The sequence below is a fragment of the Mesorhizobium sp. BR-1-1-10 genome (genome assembly GCF_020165595.1).
GTDB classification, from domain to species: domain Bacteria; phylum Pseudomonadota; class Alphaproteobacteria; order Rhizobiales; family Rhizobiaceae; genus Mesorhizobium; species Mesorhizobium australicum.
Map to the genome: position 1 here is coordinate 246841 of NZ_JAIUIL010000001.1, position 12586 is coordinate 259426.

Here is a 12586-nt window from a genome sequence, read left to right on the forward strand (position 1 = left end):
ATTGAAGTGTTCGAGGCCTGCGGTGAAGGACGCCTGCATAAATGCCGATGCTGACGTTGGTGTCCCCAGCCTCGACCTTTTGCAGGGTCGAGCGGGAAGTGAAGGCGCGCTCTGCGACGACAGCCATTGGCAGCCGTCAACGCCGACGGGCATCGTGGATGTCTGCACCAAGCTTGCGCAGGAAGCGCCTCACAGCGTTGGGAGGGTTATGTGGTGTAGGCATTTGAAGCCTTCGCAGATTGGCGAGATATGTAGCACGAAGCTTACAATTTTTTTCTAGCCCTCGCGCGATAGCCATCCCATTAAGGGGGGCGAACCAGGCACCTGACGGTATAATTCCGAGAGTCTGAATCGTGGCCGGCGTTGTCTAGCGTAGAGACGGCGGTGCGGGCTGAAGTGACCTTCGGGGTGTCGCCGCCGCCTGCCTGCCGATAGATGGCGAAACCACGACTGTCGCGATCTGGCGGAAAAAGCCAATGATTTCAGATACCGGTGCTTTTGACGGCCTATGTGACGGTATGCGGAAATCGAGAAAATATTTTGGTCGGTAAATTCAGATCCTTAACGTTGCGACTGATCTTCGAGTGGGCATGGCAGTCCTTTCGCGTGCCCAGGCACGGATGCAGGCTTGCCTGATTGGGACAAATCGCGGCGGGGATCTGGCGCGAGACCGACGACGTCGGGGAGGCGCCACCACCTCGCGACGCAACCCGGTCCGGACACAGCCGGGTATCACGATCGGCGGATCGTGCTAGGGGCGGTACGATTGGGCGGGCTGGCTTGATCCCTCAGTTGTCCGCCAAATCCCCGATCCAGCCGCTTCAGGCGGGGACACTGGGCGTGGAAAGGGTGGGCGGACGAACCCTGTCGGCGCCGGTGAGGGCGCACCGATTCCCTTCATCTCCGCCCAGGTGACAGGTGAGCGGCGCCTGGTCGCAGCCGTGGGCGATCACTGACGCTTCGGCGGTCGTCGAGCATCGGCTTGAGGAATGAACCCCGTCGAATCCCTTCATCAAGGCCTAAGCAACGCACCCAGCCTTGCAAAGATGCCGCCATTCATAGCGGCGCGCACACGAAGTGCTGCCCATCCGGCCTTCATCGTTGCGCCGACATGACAATGGCAAACAATGTCGTGCAGTTGCCAGTTGGACAGTTCGAAAAACTTCCGGGCCGCACCATAAGTATCGTCCTTCAGACCCTGCGCCCTCAGAATTGGGTCTTCGAACGCAACGCTGATCGGCGACGAAAGGCAACGCGCTTCGTTGCGCTCATCGGGGCTCATATATTCGGTGCCCGGGAGCGCTCCAAGGCATCGATCTGGTTGGTGTTCAAGGAGGTTTGCCCAGCGCTCAAGGCGTTGCCTACGCGTCATTGCTGGATATTCCGCGTTCACCTCCGCGATAACGTTCAGTTGTTCAAGTGTCTGGTGTTTCATAGCAAGCTGCTCCCATTGGGCCAGGTTTTCCTTGCTTTCCGAGATCGCGACAGGCCCCGTCGCCATCGCCAAGTCCCGAACCTTGCTTTCTCGGCAAAGTTCCATGGCGTCGAAAATTTGGGTACCGCTGGCGGAGCCTCGATGTCAGCCCGGAAGTTGCCGTCACCAGGCTCATCGAGCCGCAGGCTCTGAAGGCGCGAGCCACCAGGCTGGCAAAATCTGCTCTGGTCCTGCCGAACCCATTGGGAGGCGATACGGTTCGGCTTGCAAAATATCTGAGGGACCGCGGGCGCGCGGAGGGAATCCGATTGGCGGGACAAGAATATACCTGAGGCAACGGGGCAGTCCCGCTCGCCCAACAAGGTGGACTCTCGATTTCGGCCCACACACGGTTCTACGGTTGGCCGCCGACCGCGCGGCCTTATTACTTCGGGTTCCGTTCGGTCGCCGGGCCATTGAGGCACCGAAGGAACTCTCTAGATTGTTGGGCTTTCAAGCGCATATCCACCCAGTCTGACGGTGCGAATGACGTCGTGGTGAGGAGACTGCTTGATCGATCTTCTTAGCCGACTGATGTGAACGTCGACCGTGCGCGGGCCGACATAGACATTGCTGGGCCAAGCAGCCCCGATCAGTTCTTCACGGCTGAGCACCTTCCCCGGGTGCTCAAGCATATGCCGCAGCAGCTTGAACTCGATCGGCCCCAGCTCGATCTCCCGACCGCTGCAGCGCACATGATGCGTGTCGATCTGCATTTCTATGTCGCCATGGCTCAGCGATATCGCGCTCTGCAGTTGCAATCGCGAGCGCCGCTCGGCTCCGAGCCTGGATCGCAGGTAGTCCAGCAGCTTGGCTGGCGCCAGCGGTCTGATGAAACTCTCATCGATCCCCGATTTCAGCAGCACAATGTGTTGGGATTCCGCACCGGGCGCAATCAAGGCGATGACGGGAAGGGTGCTGGTCCTGTCGTCCTGTCTAAGCCGGGCGCAGCTATCCGCCATCTGATTGTCCGGCCGGCAGTCCAGCAGCAAGGCCTGAACGGACAGTTGGCCGGCCAACTCGAGCATCTCGTCGGCATTGGTTGCTAATGCGCTTTCAAAGCCGTCCACCGTAAGAATGTGGCTCAGGATCAGATAGAATTCCGCGTGATCCGAGCATATGATGATCAGTGGCTTCATGGCGTCGCTCGCGTTTCGGCGGGTCGCTGGGTAGGTTGCTCGTCCCTCGTGCGCACCCGCTTACCCAACCATTTACCGGGGTCCCACAACATCCGGCTTCGACCTTTTATCCTGTCGCTGGCCTGACGACAGTCAGCTCCCAAGCACGCGGGTGCTTTGCTGGTCCCGCACCTCTGTAGGCCAGCCAACCTGGTTCAGTTGATGATTGGCAACTGCTCTGGAGAGAGCTCGCTCAAAAACTCGACCCCGGCCTCGCGGACATAGATGACCTCTTCGAACTGGAAGACAGCGCCATTGATTTCCAGCTTGGGCTCCAGGTGCAAGATCATGCCAGGTCTTATCGTTTCTGGATTGGCCTTGGAGATGGACGGAGGTTCTGTCACATCGAGACCTCCACCGTGCCCGATACGTGAAACAAGCCCATAGGCGGGCGGCAGGCCCGCGTCGGACCAAAGCTGCTCGAAGGCGCCGAAAACGTCCCCGCATGTCATCCCCGCCCTGACGCTCGTTGCAAGGGCCACCGTCAGCGCACGCGTTCGTTCGTAGGCGTCTATCTCCCAGTTTTCCGGCGCCCCGCCGCGAGCGATGCGGTTTCTGTCCGCAGGGTAGCCCCCATAGGTCGATCGAAAATCCGTCCACACATACTGGCCAGCCTGCAGGGGATGCAGGCCTGGCGGGCGGCCGTAATTGAACTCGCCCCTGCAGAATGTCATGGCAATCGGATCGGCACGGTCGGCGCCGTTCATGATGATGCGCGCCTGGATCTGCCGGGAAAGCTCGACCTCGGTAATGCCGAGACGCGCCTGCGAAACAGCATTGTCGAAAGCTGCATTGACGATCTCGAAGGAAACGCGCTTGAGATCCGCTTCGAACGGCGATTTGATCATGCGCGTGCGCCACAGCAGATCGACCGCGCTCTCCAGCCTGTGCCCGCGCGTCCTCAAGCCGTCGACGATCTCCAGCGAACCGCGACCGGCCATGTCCTGTCCATAGTCAACCGCGACCCTGCCAGTGGCGGCCAGGTCGCGGGCTCGGACCGCCTCGACGATGGTTTGCGCACCTTCGGCCAGATACCCCGCGTAGTACACGATCGCGAAAGGTCGGTGCCGCGCTTCGAGGTTTCTGGTCTCGATCCTGTTGGCGATGACGCGGACATCCTGATGGTCGATCACCAGGAACAAGGGGCGCGAGTGATAGCCCCAGGACAAGGTCCTGTAGTCGGTGAAGTATTCGACATTCTTCTGGTCGGTGAGGACCAGCGCGTCAATATCTTCGTCTGCCATCTCGCGTCGCACCGCGGCAAGCCGCCTGGTCAGCTCGGCCACTGCAACATCGGGCGAGGGTGGAACTGGAAGCATGATTGCCTGCTCCTTATTCTAAAGCTCGTAGCGTCAGCCGGACGCCGGGTCGGTTCTCGTCCGCCGCTTAGGGGTTGGGTGATCGGCGTCGATTTCGACCACGCAAGCCAGCCGGTCGAACGGAGATTCGGTTATGCCGAACACCGAAACAGACCTTTCGGTCGTGCTCAGCCTGTAGAGGCGACGAAGGGTCGGATATCCGTTCGGAAGGGCGAATGTCTGCTGTGCTTCATTCGAGGCCGGCGCGGCATCGATCAGCAGCTTGGTCTTGGTGAAACGCGTGCCGTGCTCGCGCAGGACATCGCCGATGAATTTGTCCCTGAACTCGTCAAGCATCTGATCGCTCACCGGGTGAGGCAGGTAGGATGTGTCGTACATGATTGGTGTCTCGTCGGCTAAGATCACCTTGCGCACGCACAGCATCAATCCAGTGGGCGGTTCAAGCACGTCGAAGGCTGGGTCTTGTATTTTTTCGCGCGTCAACGAGATGAGCTCAATGGATGGCTTCAGGCCGAGCCGCAGGGCGTTGTCATAGGAGGTAAGAGAAAAATCGAGATCGCGAATGAACCGTCGCTGCTCCCGCACAAAGGTTCCCAACCCGGGTACCGACCGCAGGATTCCGGCCGACTGAAGATCCCGCAACGCCCGCTTGATGGTGATTGCGCTGACGCCAAAGTCCTCGGCAAGCGCTGCGGCGGAAGGCAGCGGCTGACCGGCACCGTATTGCGCGGCCCGCACGCGGCGCGTGATCTCCTGCCGTACGGTTTCATGAAGAGCAGTCCCGATCTGTCCGGCCATTCTCGCCCTCACAAGGTATACTAGGAATACCTAGCGCAACGAGAAAGCGATGTCCATCCCCACGCAGGCCGGAGCGCCGAACCGCGGATTTAACAAAAATAAAACTTATTCTTCACCTGATCTTGACATACCTGATATACCTGGTCTACCTGACGCAACGTTGACGTGGAGAACACCGCATGCCCAACACGGTCGGACTGCTCAGGAAAATGGCGACTGCTGTGGCGGCGTGCGCCATTCTCGTTGCAGGCGCGAACAGCCTCCGGGCTGAAACGACAGGTGAGCGGGTCTTGCGCGAGGGCAAGATCGTAATCGGCATTTCGAATGGCGCGCCGTGGGGATACCGCGGTGCCGACGGCGAGCCGGAAGGCTTTCACCCCGACCTGATCAAAGCTGCGTTCAAAGGCCTCGGCGTTGATCGGGTGGAAATCGTGGTCACCGAGTTCGGCGCCCTTATTCCCGGCCTGACGGCGCAGCGGTTCGATGCCATCGCGGCCGGACTCGCCATCACGCCGCAACGTTGTGAGCTCGTCGCCTTCAGCGACCCCGATCTGAAGATCGCCGACGCCGCCCTGGTCGCCAAGGGCAATCCGAAGAACGTCCACAGCTATGCTCAGATCGCAGCAAATCCTCAGATAAGGTTTGGGATTGGGCGAGGCAGCGTGACGGCCAAGAATGCTGCGGCCGCCGGTGTCCCCGAAAGCACGATGCTGCTGTTTCCCGACATACAGTCGAATGTCTCGGCTCTGCTCACAGGCAGGATCGACGTCGCCGCATTTTCAGCGCCGACGGTGGCTCGCATCTTGTCCGACCCAAATGTCAAAGGCATCGAACGCGCATTGCCGTTCCAAGGCCTGCAGGAGAACGGCAAGGAACGCTTCGGCTATTCAGCTATCGCCTTCCGCAAGGAGGATGGCGACCTTCGTGACATGTATAATTCCCGTCTCAAACTCTTGAAGAGCGACGGAACCCTGGCCCACATCATGGCCAAGAACGGCTTCAGCCATGAGGAGGCAGCACCGGATCTGACCAGTGAGCAGGTTTGCGCGGGGCAGGGCTGACCGGACGCCCCGGGGATCGGCGGCAAGACACGTCGCGGCATCAGCGCGAGACGGTCAGGCTCTCGGAGCACGGAGCGTGCAGGATCAGGGATGTGCAGGCGTGACTATCGTTGAGATATTGGTCGGAATTTTCGCCGGCTTCCGGACCACGGCAACGGTAACCCTACTGGGCCTGCTGTTTGCCGTGCCCTTCGCCTTGATCTTCGGCGTGTCGCAGTATCTGACACGCGGCATCGCCCGTATCGCCGTCAGCGCCATCATCGAATTCTGGCGCAGTTCCGCAGTCATCATACTGCTGTTCGTCTTTTATTATGCGCTGCCTGTCATCGGTATCCAAATGCCAGCGACTATTGTCGGCGCCATGGTGCTGGGGCTCAATGCGGGAGGATACGCCAGCCAGGCCGTCAGAGGCGGACTTCAGTCGCTAGACCGGGGGCAGATCGAAGCTGCCGCGGCCCTCGGACTGCCGCGACGCCACATCCTTGTACTGATCGAACTCCCTCAAGCGCTGACCAGGATGGCACCGACCTTCATCAACCAATTCATCCAGCTGGTTAAAGGAACGGCGCTCGTTTCCCTCGTTACGCTGACGGACATGACCTTTCGGGCAAAGGAGATCGCCGAGCTCCAATACAATCCCGTCGGCGTCTACACATCGCTTCTGCTCGCCTATTTCGTAGTCTGTTACCCAGTCGCGCTATTTGGCCGATGGGTCGAGCAGCGCATCGGCGTGGCAACGAGGTTATCCAGTGACCTTTGATCTCGAATTCGCCCTCTCGACCGTCCCCACGATCCTCAGCGTCATCGGAACCACGATCGGCGTGGCGCTGGCGAGTTGCGCGGGGGCCTCGGCGCTGGGCTTCTGCCTCGAGATCACCAGGCGGGCGGCGTCCGTTGCCGGCTATGTGGTGCGCTTCATGATCGACTTCATCCGGTCCACGCCGGTGCTGGCATGGCTCTATTTTCTCTATTTCGTGCTGCCGCACTACGGGATTACGCTGCCGGCGCTGTTGGTCGGCACACTGGCACTGAGCGTCTATTTCAGCGGCTATCTCGCCGAGGTATTCAAGGCGGGCATCGACGCTATTCCTGCAGGCCAGGCCGAAGCCGCCAAGGCGCTGGGACTGAGCCAGACTGACATCGTGGTGTTCATCCTGGCTCCCCAGATGTTGCGCAACGTCGCGGCCCCGGTCGGCAGCTACTTTGTCTCGATCCTGAAGGCTACGCCCTACCTCGCCGTCATCGCCGTACCGGAGATGCTGGGCAAGGCGTTGGATATCGCCTCGGACACCTACCGCTATGCCGAACCGCTGACTGTGGCCGGCATTGCCTTCCTTCTCCTCGCGCTCGCGGTCGCATGGCTGGTCGGCCGGATTGAACGCCAGCTGCTTGGGCCGACTGGAAGATGAATGAGCTCATGCGACAGGGCAGCTCCCAAACCACCGATATCGGGCAGGCAGCTGGCGCGCCAAAATCCGCCCAGCCGCCAGCGCTGGAGACGGTAGCGCTCAACAAATGGTTCGGCAGCTTCCAGGCTCTGAAGGACGTCGACCTCGTTGCGGCGCAGGGCGCGCGGATTGTGATTTGCGGTCCCTCCGGATCGGGAAAATCGACGCTCGTCAGATGCCTGAATGGTCTGGAGACCTTTCAGAAAGGCGCGGTTCGGGTCGGTGGCGTGGATCTCAGTCGAGACCACAGGCAGTTGCAGAGACTGCGGCGCGGGATCGGCATGGTGTTTCAGCAGTTCAACCTGTTTCCGCATTTAACGGTGATGGCCAATTGCACCCTCGCTCTGAAGCGCGTGCTCGGCCAGTCGAAGACCGAGGCCGCAGGCATGGCGCTTCACCATCTCGAACGGGTGAGGGTTGCCGACCAGGCACGCAAATATCCCAGCCAGCTGTCCGGCGGCCAGCAGCAGCGCGTTGCCATCGCTCGCGCGCTGTGCCTGAATCCCAAGATCATGCTGTTCGATGAGCCGACCTCTTCGCTTGATCCGGAGATGGTCAAGGAGGTGCTCGACGTCATGATCGACCTCGCCAGGGACGGCACCACCATGCTTTGCGTCACCCATGAAATGGGCTTTGCCCGCGAGGTCGCCGACCAGATCGTTTTCATGGACCAGGGACGCATTGTCGAGCTCGCGTCCCCGACAACCTTCTTCACCGCGCCAAGCCAGGAGCGGACGCGGCTTTTCCTGGAAAAGATGCTTCGCTGAATGGAGAAGGTAGACATGGCCGCTGAGACACGGATCTGGACCCCGGTTGACTACGAGGCCGACGGCAAGCAGTCGGACTGTCTGAGGCTGCCGCATTCGACCGACCTGTCCGCTTACGGTTTCGTACCCATACCGCTGGTCTGCATTAAAAATAGCGGCGGCCCAACGGCGCTGCTCATCGCTGGCAATCATGGCGACGAGTATGAGGGCCAGATCGCCCTCTGCAAGCTCGCCCGCGAGATTCGCCGTGACCAGGTTTCGGGGCGGCTGATCATCCTTCCGGCGCTTAATTTTCCCGCCGTCGCCGCCGGCCGCCGGGTATCGCCGCTCGATCAAGGCAATCTCAATCGTACGTTTCCCGGCGATGCCGCCGGTTCGCCCACCCAGATGATCGCCCATTACGTGTGCGAGGTGTTGATCCCGATGGCCGACATCGTCGTTGATCTTCACTCTGGAGGGCGCTCTCTCGACTATGTGCCGAGCGCGCTCGTGCGGCCGGGGCGGACCTCCGAGGAACATGAACAACTGCTGCGCCTATTGCGGCTGTTTGGCGCCCCCATAAGCTTTGTCAGCGATGGCACGGGGGGTGGCGGACTGACCACCCTGGCGGCGGCGGCGCAGGACAGGGGCGCGCTGGTTCTAACCACCGAGCTTGGCGGCGGTGCGACCTTGTCCAAAGAAGGTCTGGCGCTCGCCGAAGCTGGATTGAAGCGCCTGCTGAAAGGCCACGGAATCTTGCGCGAGGTCGTCGTCCAACCGGCTCCGCCGACGCGGGTCATGACCGTCAAAGGTCATAGCGCCTTCGTCTACGCCCGCGAGCGCGGTATCTTCGAGCCGGCCGCCGATATCTGCGATGAGGTGGTCGGCGGCCAGATTGCCGGCCGCATCCACTTTCCCGACCTGCCGACGCGCGAACCCGAAACGCTGTTCTTCGAAAGCTCCGGACTCGTCGCGTGCCGCAGGGCGCCATCGCTTACCGAGCCCGGCGACTGCCTGTTCAAGGTGATGGCCGACCTGGACGCCCGACCAAATCGGCTGGCACATGCTTAGCTCGGAGCCTCGGCTCAATCCGCGCGTGAGTGGGATGCGCTGTATTCGCTGCCACGCCGTGTTTGCCGTGGCGGATTACTTCGAAGGCTGCCCGGCCTGTCTTGAACAGAACATGCCGGCAAGCCTGGCGATAGAGTATGAGGAATTCCCCTGCTGCCTCGAGCGGCCTTCTGAATGGCAGGTCTACCCGTCCTGTCCGACCTTGGGTGAGGGCAACACACCTCTGGTGGGGATGGACGAGCTTGCACATGAGGTCGGCGTCCGCGCGCTCCATCTCAAGAACGAGGGCACCAATCCAACCGGGTCGCACAAAGACCGCATGAGCCGGTTTGTCGTCCAGCGCGCGTTACAGAGCGGCGCCTCGACGGTTGCCGCCGCCTCCAGCGGCAATGCCGGCGTGTCACTTGCCGCCTACGCGGCTCAGGCGGGGCTTGACTGCGTGATCGTCACCACGCCAGAGATGAACCCGAACTGGCGGCGAGCGATCGAAATGCACGGCGCGACCTTGCTGGCCGCGCAAACACCGCAACGCCGCTGGCAGGTGCTCGCCGATCGCGTCCGCGCCGGCGACTGGTATCCGGCCACCAACTTCATTGTTCCGGCAGTAGGCAGCAATCCGTTCGGGGTGGATGGCTACAGATCGCTTGCTTTCGAGCTGTTTCTTCAGCTGGGCGCCCAGGCATGCAGCGACGTTGTCGTTCCGACATCGCGGGCGGATCTGCTTTGGGGCATCGCGCGCGGCTACCGCGATCTGCAAAGGTCCGGGCTCAGCGGCGAGCCGCCCCGCATCCATGCCGTCGAGCCCTTCGCACGCGTATCAAGGGTACTTGCGGGCGCCGATTACCGCGGCCACTTCGAAGGTCATTCGGCTTTGACGTCGATCGGAGGATCGACGGTCACCTACCAGGCCATTGAGGCGATTGCCGCGTGCGGGGGATCGGCAGTTGCCGTTGAGGAGGAACCGACCTACGACGACCAAGCGCGGCTGGCGCGCTACGGTCTTTATCTCGAACTGTCGAGCGCGGCAGCCTTGACCGGCTTGCGAAAGTTGGTCGCGCAGCGCACGGTCGGGCGGGAAGCCGCGGTCGTGCTGGTCGGCACTTCAAGCGGCGCTTCAGAATATCGCCCTTTTCCCAATGCCATTGCCTCTGCCGACTAGTCTAGCAGAGCTTCGTTGCGGCCTGCGGTCACATCAGGACATGTCGGCCTTATGCAGAACGCGCTTGACCAGCAACGGCGATGATCATCTTCGGCCTGCCCGCAGGCCGATGCATCGGGCTGTCTCGTCTGGGCCGCATTTGGTATTCCTCGCCTTAGGGCCAATCGTCTATGGCCTTTTGCGGGCCACTCGCCCCCATCGACGATCAAAGCCTCCGGGCCTTTGCTGGTCATCGCAGGGCTTCTGGTCGGTTGGTTCTCGCATGGGCTCCGGCTGCACAAGTGGCCATGGCGGCGCTCGCGCTGGGGAAGCCTGAGGTCGTTGTTTTGTCCTAGCGATGATGCTCGGAATGATCGTCCATGATAAATGGGCGGAGGGGGCCAGATGAGCACAAGCATTACCCCGCGGCTGGCGCGGGTGGACTGGGCGGCTTGATGCTCGGGCTGCCTTGCGGGGGCGGCCCGGTGCTAGCCACACCGCTGCTGCTCTAGGTGGTCGGGTCGCCCAACCGCATATCGCAATCCCGACAGGGGCACTCGCAGTACGGTCAATGCGTTCGCCAGTCTCGCTTCCCATGCCATCGCGGAAACCAACTGGTGCCGATCCGCCGCGGCTATATCGGATCGATTGGCGCCCTTGCCGTATTGTCGCCGCTCGGCAAGGCCATGGATGGCTCGCAGCTCCTGTTCCTCTTCGCAATCGTGCTGATCGCAATCGAACGGGGAAGCCGCTCCGACCAGGTCCAGTCCGCGCTCGTCAGTATGGTTGCAAAAAGGCACAGCTTACAGCAGGATGGAATCCGATCGCCGCCGAAACCCTCGCTCGTATGGAAACGATTCTGTAAGACGGCCTGACAGTCGCGACCATCCATGCCGACATCGCCGTGCCCCGTGGCTGGCCGCCGAGCGGAAGCTGGCGGGTGATGGTTAGTGGATGGTTAGTCAACCTAAATCCTTCGCCGGGGAGCATAAGGAGGCGCGGCTGGTTTCGAGGCCAGGAGCGCACTTGTAGGTTCTGGCAAACCGAGACCGAGCGGATACTGACCTGGTGGGGGTCGAGAAAGCTCATGGCGACCCGGCCGCCGGCGCGTTTGTTGCCGCGCATAGATCAGCCTAGACCCCTGGTGCTGCGAAAACGCAATATATTAGCAGTAGCTTGACGAAACGGTTGGCCGCTCCAGAGTCATAGTTATGGCAAAGGGCATCAATATCGGCGACGAGGTCGTAATCACCGCCACCGTACGCAAGCGGGTCACTGAGGACCGGGTGAGCGTTTCCATCCCCTCCTATGGCCAACCCCACTCGGTGATCGACCATACAACGAAGGTACAGAAGGGGCAGCATATCGAGTTGATTGGCAACGTCACCCACGTCGACGAAAACCGCGTGACGGTGAACCTGGGCGCTCCAGTCACAGTCGACGCCGCTGTGGTCAGGCTGGTGAGCGCTTACAAGCCGCCAACCAGAAGGGCGCCGCTGGTGGACAAGCCGACATGAGGCCGGCCCGTCGTGCATCATTCCAGCCCGCACTTGCCGGCTAGTGGGATCTCCCAAAAAGGGCCGGAGCTTAGCCATCCTCTCATCGTTAGGGCGGCCAACGTATAATGGATGGTCCATGATGCATGACGGCGAAGTCCTGGTGGTCGAAGACGAGCCTGTCATATTGCTTGACCTCGGTTCGCGCTGACCAACGCCGGCTTCAACGTGCTACCAGCAACGCCGCAGGCGCGATGAGCATCACTATGGAAGAAGACATACAAATGGCCAGAACTGGAGAAGCACGAGCGCTTGGGCAGCATCGCAGCCCAGTTGATCATCGTATCCGGCCCAACCAAGGGCGGCGCGTGAGCTGCGCGAGGATGACCAGAGACCATCCCGACCAAGCGTGAACGTTGGTCCGATGCTACGGCCGCGACTTCTTCGCCGATCACCGTCTCAGGCGCGATCGACTAACCGGAACATCTGCCTTTCACCACCCGCGCTGGATCACGCCGGCGGGCTTCTTTGCTTGCGGCGGGAACCGATTGTATCGGCCCAAGTTCATTCGGTGGCGCCCCTCGACACCCCCCCGGACAGGAGCGCCGGAGAGTTGGTCGAACAGCTTTCAAACAAAGCCCGCCACCGTCCCCTCAGTGGCGGGCTTTGGTATGTTTAGCGCGGCGAGGTGGACTTGAGTACCTACCGGAGACAGCGGCTTGTTGAAATCAAAGCTGATCCCAACCTTCGCAGGCGCCTGCGAGCTAAGCGCCGGGTTTCGCTAGGCTGGGTCTCCGCTGCCTCGCGCCTATGCATCGAGCGGGCATGCCGGCGGCACGCCGCTTAGTCGACGCCCA

The 12586-nt window shown here is 61.3% G+C and carries 12 protein-coding genes and 1 pseudogene; 8 read left to right on the top strand and 5 right to left on the bottom strand.

The window, feature by feature from the left end:
- Positions 1-25 precede the first annotated feature (25 nt).
- The 5 genes and pseudogenes from LB555_RS01030 to LB555_RS01050 form a co-directional block, all read right to left on the bottom strand.
- A pseudogene (locus LB555_RS01030) lies at positions 26-223 on the bottom strand (hypothetical protein); the annotation flags it as partial.
- A gap of 789 nt (positions 224-1012) precedes the next feature.
- Positions 1013-1435 (bottom strand): hypothetical protein, encoded by a 423-nt coding sequence (locus LB555_RS01035; RefSeq protein WP_140877560.1) that lies wholly within the window; start codon positions 1433-1435, stop codon positions 1013-1015.
- A gap of 476 nt (positions 1436-1911) precedes the next feature.
- Positions 1912-2613 (bottom strand): response regulator transcription factor, encoded by a 702-nt coding sequence (locus LB555_RS01040; RefSeq protein ID WP_224682145.1) that lies wholly within the window; start codon positions 2611-2613, stop codon positions 1912-1914.
- 194 nt (positions 2614-2807) lie between these two features.
- Positions 2808-3971, bottom strand: coding sequence for a M24 family metallopeptidase (locus LB555_RS01045; protein WP_140877557.1), 1164 nt, complete (start codon positions 3969-3971; stop codon positions 2808-2810).
- Between the two features lie 33 nt (positions 3972-4004).
- Complete coding sequence (locus LB555_RS01050) at positions 4005-4769, bottom strand: GntR family transcriptional regulator (protein ID WP_224682146.1); 765 nt, start codon at positions 4767-4769, stop codon at positions 4005-4007.
- Between the two features lie 179 nt (positions 4770-4948).
- On the opposite strand from LB555_RS01050, the gene ehuB reads away from it, so the two are divergent.
- From ehuB to LB555_RS01090, 8 genes are all read left to right on the top strand, one after another.
- Positions 4949-5830 carry an ectoine/hydroxyectoine ABC transporter substrate-binding protein EhuB gene (gene ehuB / locus LB555_RS01055; RefSeq protein WP_224682147.1) on the top strand — a complete coding sequence of 294 codons (882 nt, stop codon included), beginning with the start codon at positions 4949-4951 and terminating at the stop codon, positions 5828-5830.
- Positions 5831-5930: 100 nt separating this feature from the next.
- Positions 5931-6590: an amino acid ABC transporter permease gene (locus LB555_RS01060; RefSeq protein WP_224682148.1), complete on the top strand. Its 660-nt coding sequence runs from the start codon at positions 5931-5933 to the stop codon at positions 6588-6590.
- Complete coding sequence (locus LB555_RS01065) at positions 6580-7239, top strand: amino acid ABC transporter permease (protein WP_224682149.1); 660 nt, start codon at positions 6580-6582, stop codon at positions 7237-7239. The genes LB555_RS01060 and LB555_RS01065 overlap by 11 nt, the downstream gene beginning before the upstream one ends.
- Before the next feature lie 8 nt (positions 7240-7247).
- On the top strand, positions 7248-8045 hold the full coding sequence (locus LB555_RS01070) for an amino acid ABC transporter ATP-binding protein (RefSeq protein WP_224682150.1): 798 nt from the start codon (positions 7248-7250) through the stop codon (positions 8043-8045).
- A gap of 15 nt (positions 8046-8060) precedes the next feature.
- Positions 8061-9095 (top strand): succinylglutamate desuccinylase/aspartoacylase family protein, encoded by a 1035-nt coding sequence (locus LB555_RS01075; RefSeq protein WP_224682151.1) that lies wholly within the window; start codon positions 8061-8063, stop codon positions 9093-9095.
- Between the two features lie 34 nt (positions 9096-9129).
- Positions 9130-10254, top strand: coding sequence for a pyridoxal-phosphate dependent enzyme (locus LB555_RS01080; RefSeq protein ID WP_224682152.1), 1125 nt, complete (start codon positions 9130-9132; stop codon positions 10252-10254).
- A gap of 596 nt (positions 10255-10850) precedes the next feature.
- On the top strand, positions 10851-11108 hold the full coding sequence (locus LB555_RS29385; RefSeq protein WP_318012970.1) for a hypothetical protein: 258 nt from the start codon (positions 10851-10853) through the stop codon (positions 11106-11108).
- Between the two features lie 336 nt (positions 11109-11444).
- Complete coding sequence (locus LB555_RS01090) at positions 11445-11750, top strand: hypothetical protein (RefSeq protein WP_224682153.1); 306 nt, start codon at positions 11445-11447, stop codon at positions 11748-11750.
- The last annotated feature ends 836 nt before the right edge of the window (positions 11751-12586 follow it).